Genomic DNA, 25,905 nt, shown 5'->3' with positions numbered 1-25,905 from the left:
GAGCGTGTTGTTACAGTACAGTAATGTTGTCTCTGGATAAGGTTATCGATAGGACAACTTCTACCGCGATTGCTTCTCCATTTGAAGGCTATCTTCAGTACGTGCCTCAACTGCTCAACTTTCTTTGTTGAACCACATTCTTGTTCATGGAGTCAGTTGGTGAGTCGTTAGGCTGTTCTGATAGACGAATTCAGCAGCAGGTAAGAGAACTGCAAAGTGATGGGTGATTTGATGGGTGGATTTACTTTGTTACAAAATTATGTCAATGGTGAATGGGTTAACTCGAACGCGACTGAGTTTTTAGAGATAATAAATCCGGCGACCGTAGAAATATTAGGTAAAGTGCCGTTGTCGGAAGCGAAAGAAGTGGATCAGGCAGTGCAGGCAGCGCAACAGGCATTTACTACATGGCGCAGGGTTCCGGCAGGCGATCGCGTTCAATACCTGTTCAAACTCAAAGTTTTGCTTGAAGAACACCTGGATGACTTGGCGAAAACCATCACCATAGAATGCGGCAAAACGCTGGCAGAGTCCAAAGGTGAGTTGCGTCGCGCGATCGAAAATGTGGAAGTTGCCTGTGGCATTCCAATGTTAATGCAGGGCTACAACTCGGAGGATATTGCGAGAGGCATTGACGAGTTTATGATCCGGCAACCGTTGGGTGTAGTGGGTATTATTTGCCCGTTCAACTTTCCCGCAATGATTCCCTTTTGGTTTATGCCCTACGCGATCGCCTGTGGCAACACGGTGATCCTTAAGCCGTCCGAAAAAGTGCCGCTGACCTTGCAAAAACTGGTGCAGTTGATTGAGCAAACAGGCTTACCAGCGGGTGTGGTGAATTTGGTGAATGGCACGAAAGTCGTTGTAGATGCCTTGCTAGATCATTCCGCAATCCGTGCCATTAGCTTTGTCGGGTCTACCCCCGTTGCCAAGTATGTATACAGTCGGGCAGCAGCGAACGGCAAGCGTGCCCAGTGTCAGGGTGGGGCGAAAAATCCGGTAATTGTGCTACCTGATGCGGATATTGCTACGACCACGCGAATTATGGCAGATAGTGCCTTTGGCTGTGCCGGACAGCGGTGCTTGGCAGCATCCGTGGCAATCACTGTGGGAGCAGCGAAGCAACCGTTTACTGAAGCGATCGCGGAGGTAGCTCAAACTCGTACCGTCGGCTATGGACTGGATGACGGAATTCAAATGGGATCGGTGATCACGACTGACAGCAAAAACCGAATTGAACGTCTGATTCAGCAGGGCGTTGATGAAGGCGCAACGGCTCTAGTTGATGGTCGGCATCCCAAAATTTCGGGCTACGAGCATGGTTATTTTGTGCGTCCCACCATTCTGCAAGATATAAATCCTTTAGGCGATTTGGCAAAAACTGAAATTTTTGGTCCCGTGCTGAGTTTGATTCACTTAGATACCATTGACAAGGCGATCGCGCTAATCAACCAGGGGCAATATGGCAATATGGCGTGTTTATTTACTTCTAGCGGTGCGGCAGCCCGTAAATTTCGCTACGAAGCCGAAGCGGGAAATATTGGCATCAACATTGGCGTGGCAGCTCCCATGGCGCAGTTTCCCTTTAGCGGTTGGAAAGATAGCTTTTTTGGCGACCTGCATGGGCAAGGGCACCACGCCGTGGAATTTTTCACCCAAACCAAAGTGGTGATAGAACGTTGGCACGACTGGACACGCCAGTTTTAGATTTATTTTGGGGCAAAGGAGAATCCCTTGCGAGTCGGTTTAGCCTCTGCTGTCTGTACCTCAAACCTAATCTGATCCGTCTGCTGACCTTGCTTTACCTGTAGAGTCCAAGTGCCCGCTTGAGGTTTCCAAAAGAACGAGCTAGACGTGGATGTGGTCAACGGCTGACCATTGAGTCGCCATTCCGTTGCTGTCTTGGAAGCGCCTGCCAGCTTAAACTCTAATCGTTGGGAGGCATCGTTTTTGCCAATCACAAACACATCATTACTGCGGGGAGAAACAATTCGCAACCCCATTGCCGTTGAACTGATCGCGTCTTTGGGCTGTCGTGCTAGCCATTCATTGTATTCTGCTGGCAGCTTCAACTGTGTGGATGCACTATTGTTGCCCTGAGCAGTGGGGAAAAAGCGATCGCCCGGTTTTTCATACGCCGCCAAATCTTCAGGAAACAGATACTCCTGCACCACAGCCGGACAAGCGGGAGTAGGACGCGCCCCCGACACCGCACAAATCGGACGCTGCACCAGTCCAGTGGGTGCTTGAAATGGTTTTGGTTCTTGCTGTTCGTGCAGATGTAGCATAATCCGGTTCCACAAGGGAGCCGCTCCCATCACTCCCGACACCTTCTGCATCGGTGCACTGTCGAAGTTTCCCACCCATACTGCCACGGTGTAATTTGTAGTGAAACCCACAGTCCAAGTATCTCGGTAATCAGACGATGTGCCTGTTTTAACCGCCGCCGAAAAGGGTAACGTCAGCAATGAATCTACGCCAAATGCACGCGCACGCGCATGGCGATCGCTCAGCATATCCGTGACTAAGCGCCAAGTAGAAGGGGAGTTCGGGGTTCGGAGTTCAGGGTTCAGGGTAGATTGAGTGGATTCCATACTCCGCACTCTCAACTCCGTCCCCTTCCCCTGCCTTGCCAGAGTCAAATACGCCTGCGCCAATTCCCACAGGCTCACTTCACCACTGCCAAGGGTGAGTCCCAAGCCATAGTGTTCTGGAGGCTGAGTTAGATGACTAAAGCCAAGTTGATGCAGGCGATCGAGGAAAGCACCCACACCTACTTTTTCTAGAATTTTGACGGCTGGCACATTCAGAGAATTTGCCAAGGCAAGTCGCACTCGCACGGGACCCTGAAAGGTTTCGCTGTAATCGGACGGGCTGTATAGTCGCGCTCCAGGAATGGCGTAGCGAGTGGGCACATCTGCCAGGATGGTATTGGGCTGGATCGTCCGGTTTTCCAGAGCAAGCTGATAGAGAAACGGTTTGAGCGTCGAACCGGGTTGGCGCAATGCCTGTACGCCGTCGTTTTGCCCCAGTTGTGCTCTGGCAAAATAATCCGGTGATCCCACATATGCCAGCACCTCGCCCGTTGGGTTGTCTAGCACCAACACGGCTGCATGGTGAGCATTATGAGGGGCAAGGCTGCGAATGACTTGCAGTACTTGAGTTTCGACAAATTGCTGAAGGGGACGGTCGAGGGTCGTGCGAACTTGAGCGGGATGATTGGCAGGAAGCTGATCTGCTAACCAAAACAAGAAGTGAGGTGCCGCAATAATGCCCTGCTGGCGGGACTGGAGGGCGGTAGCTTCGGTATAGGCGCGATCGCTTTGAGCACGAGTAATGTAGCCATCTTGCACCATGCGATCGAGGACGTAAACTTGACGATTCTTCAGTGACAGCAAGTGATCATAGGGATTGAGGCGATTGGGATCGTTAGGAATAGCAGCCAGCAAACTCGCCTGAGCCAAAGTTAAATCGCTAGCAGGGATGCCAAAGTAAATGCGAGATGCCGCTTCCACGCCGTAAATGTTGCTGCCCATAGGCAAACGGTTTAGGTAGGCCTGCAAAATTTCGGCTTTGCTCATGCCTGCGCTGAGCCGCCAGGATGTCCAAATTTCTTGCAGCTTCGCTTGGGCAGTGCGAGGAGACCCATCCAGCATTCGCGCCAGTTGCATCGTAATGGTGGAGGCACCGCTGACGATTTGCTTTGCCTGAAGGGCTTCTAGCAGCGATCGCACGATTGCCCGCTCATCGAGTGCACCATGCTGGTAAAACCGCTGGTCTTCAGCGGCAACAATTGCCTGGAGAAACTGAGGCGACACCTGAGCTAGAGACACTGACACCGTATGGTCTTGGTCACGAGTTAGCACCGTTCCTAGCGGTAACCCGTTGCGATCAACGAATTCAGCTGCCTGTTGCGTTTGCACAAGGTCACTGGCTCGAATGGGCGCGAGATAGGGCAGCGATCGCACCGTCAACACGACGATTCCCAATCCCAGCAACCCTTTCAAAAACCTGGCATGTCGCCTTGCAACGTTCCATCGCCAAGGGTTCCAGTTCACTGTTAATCGGTGCCAATCCTGCGCCATAGTCTTTTGCCAATCTGCCTTTCAACAAACTACAGTGATTAATTGAAAAACTCCGGAGGAGGAGGTTTACAGTTTGATTAGCAGGAAGACTCCTAGGAGTAATATTGTGCATTGGGCAATTAAAAAAGGGCGATCAAGCTTTTTCACACGGGCGATCGCTTCTGATTGCTGAGTTTTAGCCCAGTCGGCTGTAACGATGGTTTCCATAATCGTGGCAATAATCAGTAGATACGAAAGGGCGTAGATCTTATCCAGCAGCACTAAATAGCCCACTTCTGGCAAGGCGTCGGAATAGGATTGTTGCAAAAAAACGATCGTCAGCAGGGCTGTGAATGGGATGGCAATGCGCGATTCCACATAACTGGGATGGAGCAATAACGCACCCCAACCCGCAACTAACACAATAATTAACGGCAGTAATAGCTTCCAAATGAAGTAGTTTAACGGTCTTCCCACAAGCAACTCATAGCGGATAGCAGAATAGGGAGCTAGGTCGGGCACTGCCAACCCAAAATTGCTTGGGTAATTATGAGCAAGGTTCTGCATTTCCCAGCCATTAATTTGCCAGCCTTGTATCGATAACAATTCGGCGTAGCCAGAGTCTTTCTGATCGGCTAAGTAAACCAAATCTTTGGAGGTGTAGATGGAGTTTTCTAAAGTGACTCCAAGCCGCTGACGATCGAGCGGATATTTAGCCAAGCTAAACGGCTGAAAAAATCGCCCTTCTACCCGAATGATTTGGTATTGGCTGCCATCGGGCTGTTTTTGTGGCTTTTCATATCCCAGCTTTTGCGTCATGCCCCAATCATCTACTGAGTTAACCAGTTCTAAATCGGCGATTGGATCGATTGCGCCTTTCCATTTGAACCAGATGTAGGTGTCAAGGTAATAAGTATTACTAGAAATATCTAGTCCATAAACATTGATAGGGTAAAAACCAACCTGTACCTGTTGGGCGCTAGATGCGGGATTGGGCAAGGGCTTGAATGAAACAGGCTGTTGGATTTGTTGATTGGTCAATCCACTCAAAAGGAGCCGTAGCATCATGAGCAGGGCAACGATGGTAAGCACCAGAAGTAATAGCTTTTGGGTATCGCGTCGGTTAACCCATTGGGAGAGGAGATGCATTAAAGCGAAAATGGTTGATTAAATTCATTGAACTGCGATTGGAGCTTGATGAACAATTCGGCGATCGCGCTCTTCCCTATTTGTTAGATAAAGGTTTGCTAGATGAAACGCTGAATCTGCTGCTACTCGAAGCGGCAGCAAGGCGGTTAACCAAAGTTAATCCGCAGCAGAGAAAGATCGTCGTCCAACGATTCATTTGGGCTAAGAGTTTTGACGCGATCTAGCACATAGTTGAGTCCTTGATCGGCAATCATACGGCGATTATCGCTGAGCAGATCAATAAATCCATCCAACCCCCAAATATCACCATTGGGCTGCATAATTTCATAAATGCCATCGCTAAAAACGTAGAGAGTGCTGGTCACACCTATATCACAGCGTTGATTGCTAAATTTTGTATCTGGCATCATGCCAATCGGTAAGCTAATTGTTTTAAGCTGCTTGACTTCAGTATCGTCAGGGTTAGCGTTGGAAATTAGCAGTGCCGGAGGATGTCCTGCGCTGGAGTAAACAAGCTGCCGTTTTGCCTGGTTATACACGCCATACCAAATAGTGAAATATTTATCGTTTTGGTCATCCATTTGAAAAGTTTCATTTAAGGCGCGCAGCACATGGTTGGGTTGATAAAAATTAACTCCGTCCATGGATTGCGATCGCAGCAAATTTAATACCGAAATAGATGGCAATGCCGCTCCTAACCCATGCCCTGACACATCCAACAAATAAATAGCCAAATAATCTGGGTCAAGCCAGTAATAATCAAAACAATCCCCGCCAAGCTGCCGAGAAGGAATAAAGCGCGAATCAATATTGACATTGCCAACCAGGGGAGAGGGAAGCAGCGATCGCACATACTCCGCTGCTTCTACCAACTCTGTCTCCAGCATTCGTTTCTGTTCTTGCAGCGCTTGATATATTTTATTCAGCCGCAACCCCGCCCGCACCAGTGCCCGCAATTCGTCTGGCTCGACGGGTTTTGCCAAAAAATTATCAGCCCCGCTATCTAGACCTAAAACACGATCTTCGACGCTTCCCCGAACAGTTAGTAAAATAAGAAAAATCATCGAGAGTTCTGGATCGGCTTTCAGCCTGCGGCAAACCTCTAGCCCATCCAAACGGGGCATCATCCAATCGCAGATAATGAGTGCTGGATGGAACGACCTTGCGTGCATCAAGCCCTCTTCACCATCATTGGCAGTAATTACCTCATATCCTTGATCCTCAAGGATTCTTTGTAAGAATACCTGAGCTATGAGATCATCCTCGATAATGAGAATTCTTATTGCAGAATTAGACATAAAAACATAGATACCGTGCAGGATGGTTAGGGAATACTTGTTCTAAAAGGAACTACTCGATAGTTTCAGCTTAGAGGGCAGGATAAATTGTCAGGGAGCGACCATACACTAAGATTAAAGGCTAAAGAGTCAGGGGCTATAGTTCAGATATTTGCCATTTTCTGACTATTTAATCAAACCATTCTTCCAGTTTATTAGGACTACACTGGTGACAATTTTTAGAGCCTCAACATTGAAACCACTCCATCAAGCATTCCTTCAAGTTAGTACAGATCTTGACGCGCTTGCTCAAGTGCTTGAGTGGTTTGACCAATTTAACCATCCTCCAATTCATTCCCAAGCTTGGATGCAGTGTCAATTGGCAGTAGCCGAAGGATTTACCAATGCAGTCCGCCATGCCCATCGTAATTTATCTGCGGAAACTTTGATTGATTTAGAAGTACAAGTGTTTGAAGACAGTATTGAAATTCGGATTTGGGATCAAGGCGCTTCGTTTGATTTAGAAAAGCGACTTAAAGATATGCCGCCCGAATGGGATACGGAGGCAGAAGGTGGACGAGGGCTAAGACTAATGCAGCGAATCTCGGATACCCTCAGTTATTCCCGGTTGCCTGATGGACGAAACTGTTTGTCGATTATAAAAAAGGTATAAAAGGGTCTAGGAGTAAGCGGTTAAGAGCGAGGGAATTAAATTTACTTGACTGCTATAAATGTTTGCAGTGTTTTGAGGGTCTGTTGCAGCATAAGCAACTGAGGGGTGGGATTATCAAGCTGATGACTGCGGGCTTGCGTTTCGAGAATTGCAGCGGCGACCTGCATAGGTCTAAGCCCTACGTTAGCGCTGGAGCCTTTGATGTAATGGGCTTGTTGTTCTAAAGCCGCGAAGTCTTGCGTAGCGATCGCGGCTTCCAATTGATTGAGATGTTGTTCGGCATCCTCTGCAAACATTTGCAAAAGTTCTAATTCAAATTCTGGGTTATGGTCTGAAATCTGATGCAGACGGTTCCAGTCAATAGGTAAAGGTGGATGGACTGTGGATGTGGATGCGATAGGAGGAGCGATCGCGTAAGCGCTGACTTGACGGTGCACCTGGGCAATGGCAGATTTCTCTTCCCCGTGAGCAAGTAATACTTGACTCCAGCACTCAGTTGCTAGATTAGCTTCAAGGATAGGCTTGCTGAGATAGCTGTTTTCTTGCAAGGCTTCTTTGTTTGGGGGCTGATCCATAGGGGTGTCTAGCGATCGCGTGAGCATGACTCTTTTTCAGTGTTCCCTCGAATCCTATGACATAACGCGATTGTGACGATCAAATTATTTTTTGGCTCAATCGTCGAAACACCAGGCAAGAAGTGCAATCACCGGCAGCCACCCAAACCAAAACGGTAGGTGAATCCAGTGCAACACATGAAATGGAATCAATAAGATTTGGGTGAAGATAATTCCAATCGTAACCAGGAGAACCAACAATCCGATTAGCATAAACAAAGAGCAGGATAAATCGTTTACTGGAAATCTGGCTCTGGCATCTTAACTATCACTCCTTCCCGCAGATCAAGGGAATGCTCTGAGTTCTTTGGATATTGCTCAATGAAATGATCAAACTTCTAGAAAACATACTGGCACAAACACTCCCTGGAGATTGCTAACAAAGTTCGTAGAATACAACTATTACAAAGGGGTGAGTCCGAATGAATAGCGCGATCGCAGTTCTCCACACAATACTTAGTTTTAGGTTAGGCATTTTAGCGATCATTATTGCAGTCCCTAATATGCCAGCGATCGCTCAAGAAGCAAATTTTGGCAAGGTGGCCCTCAGCACAGCAAATCCGGTTGGCAGACTCTCTGGTTCCACAGGAGGCTCTATTTCTTTGCCCGCAATTATCAATAATGTTGATTATCGCAACAATCGCTGTTTGGGCTTTGGCGATTCTAAACCCGATCATATCCTCACCTTAGAACAAAATTTCCCTAGTCTGAGCGTGCGAGTCAGCAGTGGATCAGATACGACACTTGTGGTTCAAGGCGCTGACGGTACTGTGAGATGTGGTGATGACACAGGTGTTCAAAAAGATGCCAGCGTTGTTGATAGTAACTGGAAAGCAGGCATTTATCGGATCTGGGTTGGCTCAGCAAAGCCTGGAACTCAACGCGACTACAGGCTCACCATTCAGCCTTAGTGGAGCGTCAACCCTAATCTTGTGCATCGGCAAACGGAAGATGCTGGCACCTGAAACCTAGACCTGTCTAATCGAAATGCACGTGTTGCCTTCGATTGGCTATGGACAATTCCAATCCCTCTAATGGGGTGATGCTGGATAGGGTACGTCCGGCGTTAAAATGAGTGAGTTCATCATTGCCGAGGGTCATCTATCGTGCTGTCGATCCTTCTTGCAGATTTCCGCATTATTTTTGATCGCGATCCGGCTGCTCGCAACTGGCTAGAGGTTTTGTTTTGCTATCCCGGTTTGCAAGCGCTTTTGCTGCACCGATTTGCTCATTGGCTCTATCGCATAGGATTGCCGTTCGTGCCTCGGTTGATTTCTCACTGGGCGCGCTTTTTTACTGGCATTGAAATTCATCCTGGTGCCCAAATTGGACAAGGTGTGTTTATCGATCACGGTATGGGCGTAGTGATTGGGGAAACTGCGATCATCGGAAATTACGCGCTGATTTATCAAGGGGTAACGCTAGGTGGCACGGGGAAAGAATGCGGCAAACGCCACCCAACTCTAGGCGAGAATGTGGTGGTGGGAGCCGGAGCAAAAGTTTTAGGCAATTTGTTGATTGGCAACAATGTTCGCATCGGTGCCGGTTCTGTTGTGCTGCGTGATGTACCTTCAGATTGCACAGTGGTGGGGGTGCCGGGGCGGATTGTGTATCGCTCAGGAGAACGGGTAGAACCTTTAGAACATGGGCTTTTGCCTGATTCAGAAGCACGAGTCATTCGGGCATTAGTTGATCGCATCGAAAACCTAGAGCAGCAGGTGCAGAGATTACAACCTGTTCCATTAAAGGTGATGGAACCTGCGATTGCGGTCTCTGCATCATCTAACGGTTCAGTATCTAACGGAAAATCTGCTGTTCCAGATACTTGGACACCCTCAACGGCTGCCAATTGCCGCATTCGCGATCGCGTTATCGAAGAATTTTTGGATGGATCAGGTATTTAGACTTGTGCTTGGGTGCGAATTAGGCGCTGCACACTGATGAGCGCTCGATTTAACTCGTGAGGGCGGCGATTTGGATTTTCTGAATATGCCTGCTGCTCATCTTCAATCATCGGCACATCCTGCAATACCAGCCCATCTAACAAGCGTTGAGCCGATCCAAACAGGCTATTTTTCAAAAAAAGTCTAAATCTTGGAGAGAGCTTATGCAATTTTGGGAAGGCATTTAGCGAGGTGAAATGCACTAGGTAAGCGCGGGTATGGTCTTCACTTACCGGGCAAAACAGGCAGTAGATTTTGAAATCGTCTCCCAAACGAGATATCCAATGTGGATACACATAGCTGACATCGAGCGGCTCTGGATGCAACTGGCGGAGTTGAGGGATAAAGAGTTGAGCAACGGACCAAATTTTGTCAATTCGGTAATAGCTTTGAGCGTTGTAGTGAGCATCTATCCGGCTCTCTGTTTCATCAATGGTGTCCAGTTCGGCAAATGCCCAGGCTTGCAGCTCATGGTGCAAATGCCCATGATACATATCCATTAAGTTTTCAATCAAGTAGGAAAAATGGGCACGGGCATCTATTACAGAAACAGTGGCAATGTAATTGAGATGATCCCATTCGGGTAAGCCCAAGGGTGAGATTTTCTCTGCTAAGGCAGCATCGCCTGGGAACACCCAAATAAAGCCATCCTGCTCTTTCACGGGATACCGCCGAACCTGGACATTTGGCAATTTTTGATCCGCTTCTAGATAAGGCACTGCACTGCACTGTCCTTGGCTGTTGACCCGCCAACCGTGATAGGCGCACTGTAGCTCCCCTTCTACTACGCAGCCGCGACTCAGCTTAACGAATCGATGGGGGCATCGATCTTCCAGGGCATGAATTTGCCCCTGCGGATCTCGAAAGAGCGCGATCGCCTGTTTCCATAGCACCACACCCATCGGCTGATCGGTGATTTCGCTAGCACGGGCAACCACATACCAATGATTGGGATTGATGCCAGCTAAGCGAATATCTAACCGAGGCGATGCTGAAACAGGAGCATTCATAGATCAATCCAACCCTCACACAAAATAAGCCCACGCTCAAGATTGTAGCTTTGTGGAAGTTGAAGCAACCTATCTATCGCAAGCTTAAAGTGGTGAATCGGGTGGATTACGGGCTTTGGATCCAGTGGACGAGAACCAGCGATCTCACTGGGGGTTGAAATGTTTGGATGGCTTATAAAAAGACTAAAAAGTACTGATATTAAAGGCTTTGGAGCGCTGGACTCAAATTACCAGAGGCGTCATAAATTAAGTCGCTGACTTCTAATACTTCATAAGCCCTCTTTTATAGTCATTAACTTTAAACTCTGTTACCGTCATCACTTCTAAAAAAGCCTTAAACGCTGTATTATCACGCTCTGTAGCTTTAATCATTAAGCGGTATGTCTGTCTATAGGAATATTTACACTCACCTGCTTTTGCAGGTACCTTGAAGCTGTTTAGCTTAGCCCCAAGGTGCAAGTCGAGAGTATTGTCATAATCTGTAGACCTGTTAGCCCAATAGATTTCCAATGATCAATATTCAACAAAAGCATCTACTACAAGCACCATCTGGCTTGCTTCAAGTCCCAAGATTGCCGCAATCATCTTCAACTGATGGGTATGCTGCTCAAGCCTCAAATTTGATATTTCCAATACATTTTACGTTGATCATTCCAACGTTCAATGAAAGGGACAATATTGAAAAGATGGTTGCTCAACTGAGTCAGCTTTTAGACAAAGTGTTGCCTAACGACTATGAGTTATTAGTTGTTGATGATAATAGCCCTGATCGCACCTGGGAATATGCCCTACATTTGACAGAGCACTACCCTAACTTGCAAGTCATGCTGCGACAAAACGAACGGGGTTTATCAACAGCCGTGATTCGAGGATGGCAAGCTGCACGGGGCGAGATAGTCGGTGTGATTGATGCGGATTTGCAGCATCCCCCAGAAGTACTGCTCAAGCTTTTAGAGAAAATTGAGTGTGGTGCAGATTTAGCGGTTGCCAGTCGCCATGTAGAAGGGGGCGGAGTAAGTAGTTGGAGTGCAGCGCGACGAGTTTTATCACGGGGCGCGCAACTGTTAGGGTTAGTGATTTTGCCCAGAGTGTTGAGCAGCGTCACTGATCCAATGAGCGGCTATTTCTTGGTAAAGCGCAAGGCGATCGCCGGAATTCCACTCAATCCAGTTGGCTACAAGATTTTATTAGAAGTAATCGGTCGTGGTGACATTCAGCAAATTGCTGAAGTTGGCTACGTGTTTCAGGAACGCGAAGTTGGCGAAAGTAAAGTGACTTGGCGGCAGTATAAAGATTATCTGCACCATTTAGCACGGCTTCGGATTGATTCCGGGCGTTTGGGGAAATGGGGCAGACAACTGAATTTTCCAGTGGGTCGATTCATTCGCTTTGCGTTTGTAGGGTTATCTGGGCTGTTGGTTGACATGGGACTGTTGTATTTTTTCTATGACTTTTTGAGTATTGGTTTAACGCGGAGTGCAATATTTGCCGGTGAATTAGCGATTGTTAACAACTTTCTTTGGAACGATCGTTGGACATTCAAAGACCTTGCTCAAAAGCAATCAAGTTGGCAGCAACTGCTTAAGCGTTTTCTGAAATTCAATATCATTTGTTTGATGGGCTTGATCTTAAAGATTCTGTTGTTAAACATTCTCTTTAATGGAATTCATCTCAATGCGTATTTGGCTAATTTCTTAGCGATCGCGATTGTCACTGCCTGGAATTTTTGGATTAATTTAAGACTGAACTGGCGAGTTACTCAGGTTGACTAAAGCTGTTAAGGCTTCCTCATAGGGTGTCTGAATCAGATTGCTTAAATGATTTACTTCAACTGAAAACTATTAGTTTTTTCAGGTTATACACCCATGCTGAAGATTATTGCCAAAAGCCAATTTTTGTATGTCTTTGCTCTTGTAACGGCCTCAATTCTTTGTGGTGTTTTAGCTATTGGAGGAGTGACAAGCTTTTTTGAGGCAATCGTTGGTGAGGAAACTAACTTTAACAGTGAATCATTTAACGGCATTAGCTCCATTCGGATATTGTCAACGTTTTCGTATATTAGTTTGTGCGCATGTTATGTCATTTGGTTGCTGCGCGTTCGACCAATCTCAAATGAGTTGAAATTTAAGCAGCTTATTAAGCCTGCGATCCCATTTTTACTGCTTGCACTAATTGCTTATCCGCTCAGTAACGATATCTACCTTTACTTACAGTATGGATTGATGAATCTACGCAGCGTAAATCCATTTATTACTCCTGCTAGTCATGTTTCCAGTGTGTTGATGCCATTACTTTATTGGTTGCAAACTTCTACTTACGGACCGATTTCTCAATTATTTTTTACAGTCTCTGCTGTATTTGTTCGAGCGAATCCAATTCTGGGTGTTTATGTATTCAAGGTTTTTTGTCTACTCGTTTATATTCTTAATGCTTATTTGATTTGGCGTTTACTCAAACAGTCTCCGAATCGTAGCAAGTTAACGATCGCATACTTGCTGAATCCTTTCCTTTTAATCGCTCATGTTGCGGATGCTCATGTGGATGTTTTTCTATGCTCTTCAGTCATTATTTTGATTGGCTGCTTGTATCACCGCTTCTACGTGGCAGCAGTTTTAGCGATCGCCGCAGGCTTCCTCACTAAAACGCTACCGATTATATGGTTGCCGATGGTAGTAGGTTTTTTGATTTCACGGCGGCTTTGGAAAACACTCGCGATCTCAACCGCTGCAATCTTTGTCCTTGTCCTACTTTTGAGCCAGACTATCTTTCCAGAGTTGACAGCCTGGAGAAGTTTGTTGAATCCCGGCGTTTCTGGATTAACAGCACGGTCTATCCATCATCTAATCAATTTGGGACTGGCGTTTTTTACGGGATCAACTTTTCTAGAAAATCAGCCAATTATTCAGAAATTGAGCCGAATTACGCTGCTAGGCTTTGCGATTTTCTACGGTTGGAAACTGCTTCAGCCCTATCTCAAACGAAGATACTCAGAAGCTGATTTGGTAACTGATTTAGGCTGGGTCACAATGGCACTGCTCTTGGGAACAACACCATGGCTCATGTCCTGGTATCCCTCCGTGCTTCTGCCATTTGCGGTGTTGATTAGGAATGCGCCTATTTTTTCGCTTTCTAGCCTCACCTTTTGTCTTTCGACGGGGGCTGTCATTGGTGCAGGAAGTGGAAACACACTTCTTAGTTTGGCAGGCTGTTTACTCACCTTAGGACCCGTATTTGCTGTTCTTTTATGGCGGCAGCAAGTATTACAAAAGCTTCGCTTGACCCAGGATGGAGACTTTATTGCTTTGAAGTTTGACGCTTCCACAGATGCGGCGCGATCGCCCCAGCCGCAGTAACCCTATCGCGAATTTAGGGCTGAAAAATTCTAGTCGTAGTGAATTTAACCTGTTAGGAACCTCATGTTTCAACCACCGTCTGCTTCTCAAGCAAAAGGCTCATCGAGCAATCAGCGTCAACTATCAAATAAAGCTGTATCAGCTGACCACTCTTATCCTGATTCTCAAGAATTGCGGATATTAATTGTTGCAGAACATGCTTCTATGGAATTTGGCGGTGAGGCTGCTCTGCCAGTTCATTATTTTCGCGAATTGCGACAGCGCAAGGTTGAGGCTTGGCTAGTGGTTCACGAACGTACTCGTGAGGAATTATTAACTTATTTTCCAGACGATTGCGATCGCATTTACTTTGTGCCCGATACTCGTTGGCATCGGCTACTTTCATCCGCAGGAAAATATCTTCCTCGAAAGATTTCTGAAATTACTTTTGGATTTGCAATGACGATGCTAACGCAGCTCTATCAGCGTCGTCTGATTAAGAAATTAGTCCGAAATAAGCAGGTTGATGTGGTTCACCAACCTATTTATGTCTCTCCTAAAATTCCTTCTTTGATCTTTGGCATAGGTGCGCCCGTAGTTATCGGTCCGATGAATGGTGGCATGACTTTTCCGCCTGCTTTTCGGCATAAAGAAGGGCGAGCCGTGACTTTTGCCGTCTCTATTGGTCGTCTATTAGCAAATTTTATCAACACGCTAATTCCAGGCAAAAAACTGGCGGCAACTCTACTAGTCGCAAATCACCGAACCCGTGAAGCTTTACCTGCTGGAATTAAGGGAAAAGTGGTTGAACTGGTCGAAAACGGTGTTGATGTTTTGCTGTGGCGATCAAAATTTTCACCTCAGTTGGCTAAGTTGAATGCAGCTACTCCAAATTCAAATAAATCTGGCAACCCAGAGCGCGAACCACAACCGATAAAATTTATCTTTGTCGGAAGATTGGTGGGATGGAAAGGCCTTGATTTACTATTGCCTGCCTTTAAACAAGTGCTTGAGCATCTGCCAGCGACCCTAGAAATCATTGGAAACGGTCCCGCTCAACCTTCGTTGGCTCAACTTGTGGTTGAACTAGGCCTGAATGATGAACGGTCTAGTTCTCTGCACGGATCTCATCTACCTGCTGTGGAATTTTCGGGTTGGCTCGCCCAACGTGAATGCGCTCAGCATTTACAAGTCGCCGATATCTTGGTGCTTCCTAGTCTGTTTGAATGCGGCGGCGCTGTGGTTTTGGAAGCGATGGCAACCGGTTTGCCCGTGATTGCAACAAAGTGGGGCGGACCCATCGACTATGTAGATGAATCCTGCGGCATTCTGGTTAGCCCTAACTCTCACGAGGAATTTGTTCACGAGCTAGCTGCTGCTATGCTAAAACTAGCCCAATCTCCCACGCTACGCGAAAAAATGGGTAGAAGCGGACGACGCAAAGTTTTTAATCACTTTAACTGGGAGAAAAAGATAGATACGATGCTCGAAATTTATGCGGATACTGTTCATCGAGTCAGAACGCTAGCATGATGAGCAGCCTACATAAAGCATTCAGAAGTGAAACTGCCGTGGAGTCCGTAGGGAACATGGTGCTTTAGATGCAGACGGGCAACTTCGCTGAGGTTATGAGCATCAAGAATCACTAGATCAGAGCGATCGCGACTCGCATCAAACGTCATCACTAGCACCCAACCATCATCTTCAGCATTAGTTGGCTGGTTGGATTGATTCCTCGGAACAAAAATCGGTTCCCCTACATAACCCCAAGGTGCAGCACTCCAAAGGGCACGATTGCTGGATTGTGTGTCTACCTTCACCACAGTTTGAAGCGGTGCATTTCCTGTGGGCGCATAGCCCGCAGCCAAATAAGCATAGCGATAGGATCGCCCCACTTTTGCTGGATGTACCACTGGAAACTCACAGCAGCGCCCTTCTAATAATTGGCGATCAACGGTTCCAGTTTGCAAATTCACTTGGAAACGCCACAACTGCCCTGGCGCGATCGCGTCGAAATTTGTTTGGCGAAAATCGCCTCCTGGCTCAACCGCAGGTAAATCTTCGTAGCACACTGAATCAATCACCACCTCGTCACCCTGCTCAAAGGCATTAGCATGATGAAAAACAAAGCCAGATAGAGTTTCAAACGTGCGCGATGTAGGTAAAGCTATTTGTTGAGCAGTTTCCTGACTTCCTGAATTTTTCCGCGGAATTACCACAATCTTAGTCGGTTTATTTGGATGAAACTGAATGCATTCGGCAGCTGAACGCACTCCTGCCAAAAAGTTTAGAGGATTGAAGGTAACAGGATTTTGAAAAAGGATGCAGTAGTGGGGAGTAATGGCAAAGTCGTGAATAAACGCAAAACCAGGAGTAGCGTGAGCATACTTCCGGAGCAGTTTGCCATTGGTTCCAAATTCATACAGGGTAATGGTGGAAGACAAACCGGGCTTGATCGAAAAGTTCACCAGGCAAGCATCGCCATCATGTGCACAATCAGGATCAATACGGGGATGAGCGGCAAAAGCATCTCCCGGTTTCAACACGCCTTCTAAATTGTCTAAGCCCAAGGTATCGAGCGTGCGAGGATCGAGAGCATGAGGTTCAGCCGCTTCCCACAGCGCCCGCAGCTTGCCGCCCCAATACAAAATATTGGTATTTGCAATATTTTTCAGGCGCACATCGAGCAAATTTGCTAGCCATCCACCGGATTTATTGGTGCCAAACACACCGCGATATAAAATCTTTCCGGCTTCCTGTTCTGCCAGATAGCCTGCTGTTTTTACAAAGCGATTGCGAAAGTGGGCGCGTCCATTTTGAAAAGCGATCGCGCAAATCATGCCATCCCCATCAAATGGATGGTGAATCCGCTCTCCATTCACCTCCAGCAACCCTGGACCATTACGAAACAGTGTCCCTTGAAGTTCGGCTGGAATTTCTCCATCAATGTCATCAATCCAGTAGTCGAACTCTTGCGCCAAAGACCTGTAGCCCCGTTGCCAATCCTCTTGACGGTAGGACTTTTCCAAAACAGATGGATTCAGTTCAATACTGGTCATACTTCAAAAATTAGGTAATGAGAATTATGGGCTAGATAATCAAGATGATGGATTAGGAGCTTTTTTTAGTAGCACTCGCTGCTTCTCTGGTTTACTCTTCCACAGGTTCCGGTTCGCGGGACTGAATCACCAATTCCGTCATAATGTCAGGCAGAAAAGGTTGAGCGAGATGCTTAGAGGCACCTGAATCTAGTTCCAACGTTGCCGGAGGTTGATGATCATAGGAATCTTCAGGCATATCTTCGCTGGAAGGAAGCCACCCTAGAAGCGGCAACGGCAATAGACTTGTGAGATTGGCAATCACAATCAAGAGCGCCAAATTTGTAAAATTGCTCTCAGTGATACCCAGCTTGTGCATCAAAAATGCGCCAGATTCATATGAGACTAACCCTGCCAGATTCACAACAGACATCAGCAATGCGAACAAAGTAGCTTCTACACCTGGCGGGCAAAGCCGTGCAGCAAGAACCAGAACGGGCATGAAAGCAATTTGCCCCATGACTGTCAGAATCAGGTTGTCTCCCAGGCTAAACCACTGGTCGCTGATACCCAAACTGCGGTTAGCGTGAGTCACGAGCAGCAGAGTTGTCATTCCTAGGGCGGCTGAAATCACCGTTGACCAGCCAAAAATCGTGCGGAATGGAACATTTTTTAGAAAGCGTTGAAAGATCCATACTCCAATCAACGAAGCCAAGCTAGTTACCAATCGCACACGCCCCAAAAACTCTGGTGCAAATTTGAGTTCGTTGGTGGTGAAGAAGAAAAAAGCAGATTCCGCGGTGGGCATTGCTTGCCAAATAAACAGAAATGCAGTGGGCATCCAAATGGATTTTTGACCCAATGCCTGCCGCAACTGTTGAAGCTGATGCTTGACAGCCGTCCAATCCATTCGCTCTGTAACCGGAGTTTCACTAATAATCCAGGCGACACAGGAGACGATTAAAGGAAAAACAGCCGTGACAGCAAAAACGGTGCGAGTGGTGAAATGCTCTAACAAATAACCACTCAAATAGGCAGTCATCAAGCCACCAGCAGCAGCAGCTCCCCAAGAGAGCGATTGCAAAGATCCTGCTTTGCCAATGGATTCTTTGCGCGCCCGTTCGACAACGAGGGAATCAACAATCACATCGCTAAAGGCGACTGATAGAGAACTGGCAGCGATCGCCAAAGTTGCAGCAAGGGGGGTGTTCACAACCGTTGCCATTGCTACCCAGGCTAACGTTCCTAAAAGTCCAGACAGAATTAGATAAGGGCGCCGACGATAGCCAAAAATCGGCAGTCCATCTGAGATGAAGCCAAACAGTGGCTTGACCATCCAAGGTAGGGCAGCGACCCCAACCAAGGCAGATACCTCGACCGGACCCAGACCCAAATCATCTTTGAGAAAAAAGCTAACTGCTAATCGTGCTAAGCCGAGAATGCCCTGCACGAAGTAAACCAACAGGATAGCGATCAGTTCAGGAGTAGGCTCGTGACCAAAGAAAACCTTTTCTGTCACTAAAGCTTTGAGTTTTGAAAAATTGGAATGAGAAACAATCATTGATAATTTGTTACAAGTTTTATCAATAGATTTTATGATAGCGCTTTGATTTCATGGCGGCATCTGAACACTGCAATTGATCTTTCCGTGAGAGTCCGATTTCTGCCTGATATAGCCTTACTTTCTCAAGCACATCTAATTAAAGAGGCTTGGAGAAATAGTGAAAAATTAACAATGGAAACTCATGTTTCATCTAGTGTCCTGTGAACCGATAGGGGACAAGAGATGACTATGTTATGCGATCGCGTCAAGCGATCTCTAAAAGATCCAAGTTTTCTCTCTAGTCATTTTTCAGATTCCTGACAAAATAGTAATTTCTTGGTACTGGTTCAGTTCAGCAAGACGTTGCACTTCCTTATGGCGAAAATCTTAGTTGTTGAAGATGAATCCACTACGGCTCAAATGATTTGCCACTTCTTAGTGCAGTTAGAACACCAGGTTGCCTCGATTGTAGGAGATGGATTGCAATCTATTCAATTAGCATCGGAAACTCATCCCGATCTAGTTTTGATGGATATTCATTTATCTGGAGAGATTGATGGAATCACCGCAGCCGATCGCATTTACCGACAATTTCAAATTCCAATTATTTACATCAGTGCAGCTACTGAAGATGAAATTCTAAAACGAGCAACCTCGACTTCCGCTTTTGGCTATCTCGTCAAGCCCTTTAATCAGTTACAGCTTCAGGTGGCGATCAATGTTGCTCTGCAACGACATTGTTTAGAAAAACAGCTAGAGCAAGCAAACCAACGATTAACAACCACCTTGACCAGTATTGGAGACGGTGCGATCGCCACTGATCAAGCAGGTTTAATCACCTTTATGAACCCAGTTGCCGAAAGACTTACAGGCTGGCAACTAACCGATGCCTTAGGATCATCAGTCAGCCAAATCCTCAACTTGATTCATGCAGACACGCACGAGCAGATAGAAAATCCTGTGATGCAAGCAATGCAGGCAGGAATGCAGGTGAATATGCCGGAGCAATGTCTTTTGCGAACAAAAGACGGATTAGACCGCAGAGTGGGTGACTCGGCAACACCTATTCGCAACAGCAGCGGTAAAATTACCGGCGGGGTGCTGGTGTTTCAAGACATTACCCAACGTCATCAGGCAGCACAAAACCTGCGGCTGCAAGCAGAACGAGAACAGTTATTAGGGGCGATCGCTGAACGCATTCGTCAATCGCTGAACCTCAATGACATTCTCGATACCGCTGTAAACGAAATTCATCAGCTTTTGCAAACCGATCGAGTAGTAATTTACCGTTTTGAAACCAACTGGAGCGGTTTCGTCATTGTAGAAGCCCTTACACCAGGCTGGGTTTCTATGGCAGGGCGTGAAATCCTTGATCCTTATCTTGCCACTGAAAAATGTCTGCTGCCATTTGCCCGTGGCGCAGTCAGCAGAATTGAAAACATTGATACGGCTGGGTGGGAGCCATGCCACGTAGAGCTACTGGAGCAATTTCAAGTCAAAGCGAATTTAGCGATTCCTATCCTTCAAGGAGAGGCTCTCTGGGGATTGCTCGTGGTGCAGCAATGCTCTGCTCCTCGGCAATGGCAAGACTGGGAAGTGAGTTTTCTCAAACGGCTTGCCACCAGTTTGTCGATTGCCCTCCAACAAAGTCAGCTTTATCAGCAAACCCAGCTACAAGCTCAGCGAGAACAGGCGCTTTGCAAACTAATTCAAACCGTTCGCAACTCCCTTGATCTTCAGACTATTTTTAATGCAGCAGTGTTTGAAATCGGTTCCCTGGTTCAGGTTGATCAAGCTGATGTTTTCCAATATTTGGAGATTCAGAATAGTTGGGTCTGTTTAGCCTCTCATTGCCATGATCTCGAACGCTCTCAGCATACTGTTGGGTCAGAAATGTCTGATATCAACACTTCTCATATGGCTCTGCTCAAGCAGTTTGAAATAGTGCGACTGGATAATGCCACCCGGTTAGAGAATCCACTGAATCAAACAGCAGAAACCTTTTTAGGAGCCTGGTTAGCAGTGCCAATCCAGATTGGTGATCGCCTTTGGGGCACTATTCAACTGGTCAATCATGACCCTGCTTTCATCTGGCAAGATTGGCAGGTTGAATTAATCTCTACGGTTGCCGACCAGCTAGCGATCGCCATTCAACAATCAGAGCTATACACCGAAGTGCAACGGCTCAACTTTGCGCTAGAAAGTCAGGTGCTAGAACGCACCACCGCTCTCCAGCGGGCGTTGAGCTTTGAATCCTTGCTTAAATGCATCACCGATCAAGTGCGCGATTCGTTAGACGAAAACCAAATTTTGCAAACCGCTGTAGAAGCTTTGGGGCAAGGATTAAAGGTTAAGTGCTGTAGTGCTGGACTGTACAACTCAACCCTCACGACATTTACCGTTACGCATGAATATCTCGTTTCGCTCCCTCCGGCACAAGGGCAAACGTTTGCCATGGCAGACCAGTGCAGCGACGACTTCTACCAGCAGCTTTTTCGACAACAGTGCATTCAGTTTTGCTTTAGCGCCGAGAATTCGGTAAGACCTGGTGTAGGACGGCAAAGCATTTTGGCGTGCCCCATATTTGACGATCAAGGGGTGCTTGGAGACTTGTGGTTGTTTCGACCTAGCCAAACAGTATTTAGTGAGGTAGAAATTCGCTTGGTGCAGCTTGTAGCGAATCAATGCGCGATCGCCTTACGTCAATCTCGGCTCTACCAAGCCGCCCAAGCTCAAGTACATGAGCTAGAACATCTCAATTATTTGAAAGATGATTTTCTCAGTACCATCTCTCATGAACTGCGAACTCCCATGTCCAGCATTAAGATGGCAGTTCAAATGGTAAAAATTGCTCTCGATCCATTGGGAATACTTAACGATGCAACCAGCAGTGTCAGCCGCTACTTTCAAATTTTGCAAACTGAATGTCAGCGAGAAATCAATCTAATCGATGACTTGCTTAACCTGTCGCGTTTAAATGCTGATACAGAGCCTTTGGTTCTATCGACCGTTACCCCGCAAATCTGGATTAATCACGCCATAGAGCCATTCTACGAAAGAATAAACACTCAGGAGCAAATCCTTGAAATAGATATCCCTAAAAATTTACCCTGCTTTATTACCGATTTATCTTGTTTAGGGCGCGTTTTATCAGAATTGCTCGACAACGCTTGCAAATACACTGCCACTGGAGGAACCATCGGTGTATTTGCTCATTTGACGAGCAAGGGGCTGTGCTTGGGGGTTCGGAATACCGGAACCATTCCCGCTGATGAATTACCCCGTATTTTTGACAGATTTTACCGCGTTCCTCGCAACGACCCGTGGCGCTATAGTGGGATAGGTTTGGGATTGGCGCTAGTGAAACAGCTTGTCGCCCATATTGGCGCTGACCTCCAAGTAGAAAGCAACACCGACCAAACTACCTTTATGGTCACATTTCCCCAGAGTAGTCTAATTTCTAGCTCTTAGCGTCTTCTTATGCTTGTAATCGGTTTAATCAGTGGCACTTCGGTGGATGGGATTGATGCAGCGCTGGTTGAAATTTCCGGCTCCACCACAGATTTGCGAGTAACGCTGATAGCAGGCGAAACCATTGCCTATCCAACTGCTCTACGGGAACAAATCTTAGCGGTGTGTGCAGGTGCAGCATTGTCGATCGCCGACCTGGCAGCGCTAGATGACGCGATCGCTTACCACTTTGCCCAAGCCGCCCTCACCATTCAAACTGGGCACCCTGCCGCAGAGCTGATTGGCTCCCATGGGCAAACCGTATTTCATCGGCCAGCGGTGCAGGGGCAGAGTTCGAGGTACAGAGTGCAGACTGCGGATGAGACGCGATCGCCTCATCCCCTTGGCTATAGCTTACAACTGGGGCGAGGAGACGCGATCGCCCATTACACAGACATCACCACTATCAGCAATTTCCGGGCAGCAGATATTGCGGTGGGTGGACAAGGTGCGCCCATGGTTTCTAAAATTGACGCTTGTTTGTTTGGGCAACCATCCCAATCAAGCTGTGTACAAAACATTGGTGGTATTGGTAACCTCACCTATCTGCCTGCGATTGATCAGCAAAACGATTGGCAGTCAGAAGTTTTAGGCTGGGATACAGGACCCGGCAACAGCTTGCTTGATTTAGCAGTGCAGCATCTAAGTCAGGCAACTAAAACCTACGATCATAATGGCGACTGGGCGGCATCTGGACAGGCTAACCACTCGCTGGTAGACCAATGGCTTCAGCATCCTTTTTTCCACCAGCCACCGCCTAAATCAACCGGGCGAGAATTGTTTGGGGTTGAATACTTGAATCAACGTCTTGTCGATTGTCGAACGGACGGCATGGTTGAGGCGGCGGATATTTTGGCAACTTTAACTGAATTGACTGCCGCTTCCATTGCCCACAGCTACCAAACTTTTTTACCTAACCAACCCGATCGTGTCTTGCTCTGTGGCGGCGGCAGCAAAAACCAGTACCTCAAGCGGCGAATTCAAGCCCGAATTGACCCAATTCCCGTCCTAACAACCGATGATATGGGCGTAGATGCCGACTTCAAGGAAGCGATCGCCTTTGCTGTTTTGGCATACTGGCGCTTACACCAAATTCCCGGCAACCTGCCCGCCGTCACCGGGGCAACCCACCCCGTTCTGTCGGGCGAAATCAACGTAGGGAGGTAGGGATTAGGGGTCAGGAGTTAGACGAAATCAACTTTTCACTCCGTACTCCCCACTCCGTACTCCCCACTCCGTACTACTCCTTATTTCCCTTTTCTGATCTACCTGTTAGTGTTGTAAATGCGTGATAGCATGGGCTACCGATTGACCAGCATAACAATTTGCTGTCGAACCAAAGGATAACGTTGTGGCTCACACCTTTTTAATACAGCCAGGACGCTGGACAATGCAGGGGCACTGGCTAGAGCGGAACGGTATGCCAGTTTCGGTGGTCGGTAAAACTTTAGTGGGCTGGAGCCGAGACGACTACTGGTTTACGATGGTTACAAAGTTAGCTTTTCCAAATAGTGAGCGCGAAGAAATTTCACTTCAGTATCGAGGTCGATTGGACTCTGGGGAACGGCAATACACATTTGTTTTGCAACATAGCTTATTAGGACGGGTGGAAGGAGAAGGTTGGGTTGCTCAAGAGTCTATTGTGCAGCGATATTGGGTGCTGGGCGATCGCCAGCGACGGAGCGGGTTTGAAACGATGTATCGCGTTGAGGAAAACAAATATTATCTCTCCAGTGGCATCATGGCAGGGCATTATTTAACCAGTACGATGGAAGTGACATTGGAGCGGCAGCTAGAGTAATAGACTCAAAGTAAATTAGTTCGTCCGCGATCGCTTGCTAAAAAACTGTCAAAATGAGTCATTACACTAGTTTTACGGGATTACTAGCAAATAAGAGTATATTCTCAGTTTTTACATGCTTAAGGTGTTTGAGTCCATAAGCAACCATAGGTAAATCACCGTTTCATATCCGCTACGCCAAATCTATTTCTTCCATCAACCATGATTTTAGGGCGAGGCTCGCATCATTGGCTTCTCTTATGACTACAGACCCCAACATTGGACACTTACTTTCCAACCGCTACCAATTGGTTGAACTGGTAGGAAAAGGGGCTATGGGAAGGGTATATCGTGCTGAAGACGTTCTACTGGGCGGAGTCATTGCCGTCAAGTTTCTGTCTCAAGCACTGATAGTAAACGATAGCTTACGCAAGCGTTTCAAATTTGAAGCTCGCACCTGTGCCCAGCTAGGGCAAAAGAGTATTCATATTGTTCGAGTGACTGACTATGGCATCAACGAAGACGATGTGCCGTATTACGTGATGGAATATCTTCAAGGGGAAAGCCTCAGCGAAATTATTAGCACGCAGACCCTGTTGTTGCCTCGATTTCTTAGCCTTGCCCGTCAAATTTGTTTGGGATTGCAGTGCGCCCATCAAGGCATTTTAATGGATGGTCAACTGTGCCCCATTATTCATCGGGATATTAAACCTAGCAATATTCTGGTTAGCCAAAATGCGCTTTTAGGCGAGTTGGTTAAAATTTTAGACTTTGGCATTGCCAAGCTGCTGCAAGAAGATAGTGGGCAAACCAGTTCTTTCATGGGAACTCTGCCTTACTCTTCTCCGGAACAGATGGAAGGACAAGACTTAAATGCTCGTTCAGACATTTATAGCCTTGGCATCATGATGTTTGAAATGCTAACGGGCAAAATGCCATTACAAGCAGAAACCCATACTTTTGGTGCCTGGTACAAAGCTCATCATTCTAAACCGCCACGCACTTTCAAATCGGTTAATCCCACTTTAAAAGTACCCAATGCCTTAGAAACCTTAGTGATGGGGTGTTTGGAGAAAAAGGCGGCGGATCGTCCTCAATCAATCGTCGAAGTTCTCAAGGCTCTTGAACCGCTCGAACAGCGCTACAGTGCCAATCATCACATTGGCAACCGTATTAGCGAAGCGCTCGCAAAGAAACCGTTGATTGAAGAGCGATCGCGTTCCGTTGCGCCCTCTCTATCCGGTGATATTGCTGCTCATGCAATGTGGCCTAAAGATAAGCCTGTCGCTCAAATTGTATTTCCTCAAATTTTTTCGACTGGCAAGGAAAGTGTGCCAACGATTTGGGTGATGCTGCCCCAAAAGGAAATCCACAGCCTGCAAGTCAATCGAATTTATAACCGCATCTACAAAAATTTTCTGTGTTCAATGTCGCCTCATCCCATGGTGTTATGGCTGACAGCAATTTACAATCGCTTTCATAGTAAAGAACAAGGACCTCGATGGCTACGCTGTTACCTTGATCTAAAAACTCCATTTGGACAAGAGATGCTTCGTTTAATGGGTGAAACGGGACAATACCAGGTATTACTGTTTGCCTTAGAAGATCCACCTCAGTGCGCCCATGGGATTACAATTACCATTCATCCGTCTCAATGTTCGTTGTTGAAGCAGTGGGCGATCGCTAGCCAATCTTCACCATCGCTCGGACATCCCAGCATGACCAAAAATTTGCTCCAAGCGGAATTTGAAAAGCTTAAGCCCAAAATCGTCGAGGACTTAGAAATCACCTCTAACAGTTCACCCTGGGTATAAAAGAACTTTAAAAAGGCTTGTGAGGAATCGTGAGATTGCTCACAAGCCTTTTAAGTTGAAGTCATAGGAATTGCACCGCCAAAAGGTATTGACGACTATGCTGCGCGCTTATGCATAGCCAACTTCTTACGGCATGCTACGGCAATACCAGCTAGTGC

18 protein-coding genes are annotated in these 25,905 nt (G+C 46.9%); 11 read left to right on the top strand and 7 right to left on the bottom strand.

Annotated features, from left to right (window positions below; genetic code table 11):
* The first annotated feature begins 219 nt into the window (after window positions 1–219).
* Window positions 220–1,707, top strand: coding sequence for a CoA-acylating methylmalonate-semialdehyde dehydrogenase (locus JOY44_RS03365; protein ID WP_197984922.1), 1,488 nt, complete (start codon window positions 220–222; stop codon window positions 1,705–1,707).
* A 2-nt stretch (window positions 1,708–1,709) separates the two neighbouring features.
* Here the strand turns inward: JOY44_RS03365 and pbpC are convergent, their stop codons facing one another.
* The 3 genes from pbpC to JOY44_RS03350 form a co-directional block, all read right to left on the bottom strand.
* Window positions 1,710–4,085, bottom strand: a complete 2,376-nt coding sequence (pbpC, locus tag JOY44_RS03360; protein ID WP_171572315.1) for a penicillin-binding protein 1C — start codon at window positions 4,083–4,085, stop codon at window positions 1,710–1,712.
* A gap of 66 nt (window positions 4,086–4,151) precedes the next feature.
* Window positions 4,152–5,213 (bottom strand): hypothetical protein, encoded by a 1,062-nt coding sequence (locus JOY44_RS03355; RefSeq protein ID WP_197984921.1) that lies wholly within the window; start codon window positions 5,211–5,213, stop codon window positions 4,152–4,154.
* Between the two features lie 146 nt (window positions 5,214–5,359).
* Window positions 5,360–6,511: a PP2C family protein-serine/threonine phosphatase gene (locus JOY44_RS03350; RefSeq protein ID WP_171572314.1), complete on the bottom strand. Its 1,152-nt coding sequence runs from the start codon at window positions 6,509–6,511 to the stop codon at window positions 5,360–5,362.
* A 208-nt stretch (window positions 6,512–6,719) separates the two neighbouring features.
* Between JOY44_RS03350 and JOY44_RS03345 the strand changes: the two genes are divergently transcribed.
* On the top strand, window positions 6,720–7,163 hold the full coding sequence (locus JOY44_RS03345; protein ID WP_171572313.1) for an ATP-binding protein: 444 nt from the start codon (window positions 6,720–6,722) through the stop codon (window positions 7,161–7,163).
* 41 nt (window positions 7,164–7,204) lie between these two features.
* On the opposite strand, the gene JOY44_RS03340 is transcribed toward JOY44_RS03345, so the two are convergent.
* Window positions 7,205–7,738, bottom strand: coding sequence for an Hpt domain-containing protein (locus JOY44_RS03340; protein ID WP_171572312.1), 534 nt, complete (start codon window positions 7,736–7,738; stop codon window positions 7,205–7,207).
* Window positions 7,739–8,199: 461 nt separating this feature from the next.
* Between JOY44_RS03340 and JOY44_RS03335 the strand changes: the two genes are divergently transcribed.
* Window positions 8,200–8,688 carry a hypothetical protein gene (locus JOY44_RS03335; protein ID WP_171572311.1) on the top strand — a complete coding sequence of 163 codons (489 nt, stop codon included), beginning with the start codon at window positions 8,200–8,202 and terminating at the stop codon, window positions 8,686–8,688.
* 195 nt (window positions 8,689–8,883) lie between these two features.
* Window positions 8,884–9,681 (top strand): serine O-acetyltransferase, encoded by a 798-nt coding sequence (cysE, locus tag JOY44_RS03330; protein ID WP_171572310.1) that lies wholly within the window; start codon window positions 8,884–8,886, stop codon window positions 9,679–9,681.
* On the opposite strand, the gene JOY44_RS03325 is transcribed toward cysE, so the two are convergent.
* Window positions 9,678–10,730 carry an aromatic ring-hydroxylating oxygenase subunit alpha gene (locus tag JOY44_RS03325; protein ID WP_171572309.1) on the bottom strand — a complete coding sequence of 351 codons (1,053 nt, stop codon included), beginning with the start codon at window positions 10,728–10,730 and terminating at the stop codon, window positions 9,678–9,680. The two genes, cysE and JOY44_RS03325, sit on opposite strands and share 4 nt — an antisense overlap.
* Before the next feature lie 509 nt (window positions 10,731–11,239).
* On the opposite strand from JOY44_RS03325, the gene JOY44_RS03320 reads away from it, so the two are divergent.
* From JOY44_RS03320 to JOY44_RS03310, 3 genes are all read left to right on the top strand, one after another.
* Entirely contained in the window at window positions 11,240–12,502 is a 1,263-nt protein-coding gene (locus tag JOY44_RS03320; RefSeq protein WP_197984920.1) for a glycosyltransferase, read from the top strand.
* 93 nt (window positions 12,503–12,595) lie between these two features.
* Window positions 12,596–14,083, top strand: a complete 1,488-nt coding sequence (locus tag JOY44_RS03315; RefSeq protein WP_171572308.1) for a hypothetical protein — start codon at window positions 12,596–12,598, stop codon at window positions 14,081–14,083.
* A gap of 63 nt (window positions 14,084–14,146) precedes the next feature.
* Entirely contained in the window at window positions 14,147–15,595 is a 1,449-nt protein-coding gene (locus tag JOY44_RS03310; protein WP_197984919.1) for a glycosyltransferase family 4 protein, read from the top strand.
* Window positions 15,596–15,603: 8 nt separating this feature from the next.
* On the opposite strand, the gene JOY44_RS03305 is transcribed toward JOY44_RS03310, so the two are convergent.
* The gene (locus JOY44_RS03305) at window positions 15,604–17,121 is read right to left on the bottom strand and encodes a carotenoid oxygenase family protein (RefSeq protein WP_171572307.1); all 1,518 of its coding nucleotides are present in this window, start codon (window positions 17,119–17,121) and stop codon (window positions 15,604–15,606) included.
* Window positions 17,122–17,212: 91 nt separating this feature from the next.
* On the bottom strand, window positions 17,213–18,661 hold the full coding sequence (locus JOY44_RS03300) for a folate/biopterin family MFS transporter (protein ID WP_171572306.1): 1,449 nt from the start codon (window positions 18,659–18,661) through the stop codon (window positions 17,213–17,215).
* 357 nt (window positions 18,662–19,018) lie between these two features.
* Here JOY44_RS03300 and JOY44_RS03295 point away from each other — a divergent pair, with 357 nt between their 5' ends.
* The 4 genes from JOY44_RS03295 to JOY44_RS03280 all read left to right on the top strand — a co-directional run bounded on the left by JOY44_RS03295 (window position 19,019) and on the right by JOY44_RS03280 (window position 25,747).
* On the top strand, window positions 19,019–22,114 hold the full coding sequence (locus JOY44_RS03295; RefSeq protein WP_171572305.1) for a GAF domain-containing protein: 3,096 nt from the start codon (window positions 19,019–19,021) through the stop codon (window positions 22,112–22,114).
* Window positions 22,115–22,123: 9 nt separating this feature from the next.
* Window positions 22,124–23,320 carry an anhydro-N-acetylmuramic acid kinase gene (locus JOY44_RS03290; RefSeq protein ID WP_171572304.1) on the top strand — a complete coding sequence of 399 codons (1,197 nt, stop codon included), beginning with the start codon at window positions 22,124–22,126 and terminating at the stop codon, window positions 23,318–23,320.
* Window positions 23,321–23,504: 184 nt separating this feature from the next.
* Entirely contained in the window at window positions 23,505–23,954 is a 450-nt protein-coding gene (locus JOY44_RS03285; RefSeq protein ID WP_171572303.1) for a hypothetical protein, read from the top strand.
* Between the two features lie 239 nt (window positions 23,955–24,193).
* On the top strand, window positions 24,194–25,747 hold the full coding sequence (locus JOY44_RS03280; protein ID WP_171572302.1) for a serine/threonine protein kinase: 1,554 nt from the start codon (window positions 24,194–24,196) through the stop codon (window positions 25,745–25,747).
* The last annotated feature ends 158 nt before the right edge of the window (window positions 25,748–25,905 follow it).

Origin of the sequence: Leptolyngbya sp. Cla-17, from assembly GCF_016807185.1 — a bacterium.
Classification (GTDB): domain Bacteria; phylum Cyanobacteriota; class Cyanobacteriia; order Leptolyngbyales; family Leptolyngbyaceae; genus ULC077BIN1.
The sequence above is the reverse complement of the archived record's forward strand: the minus strand, read 5'-3'. Positions and strand labels throughout refer to the sequence as shown.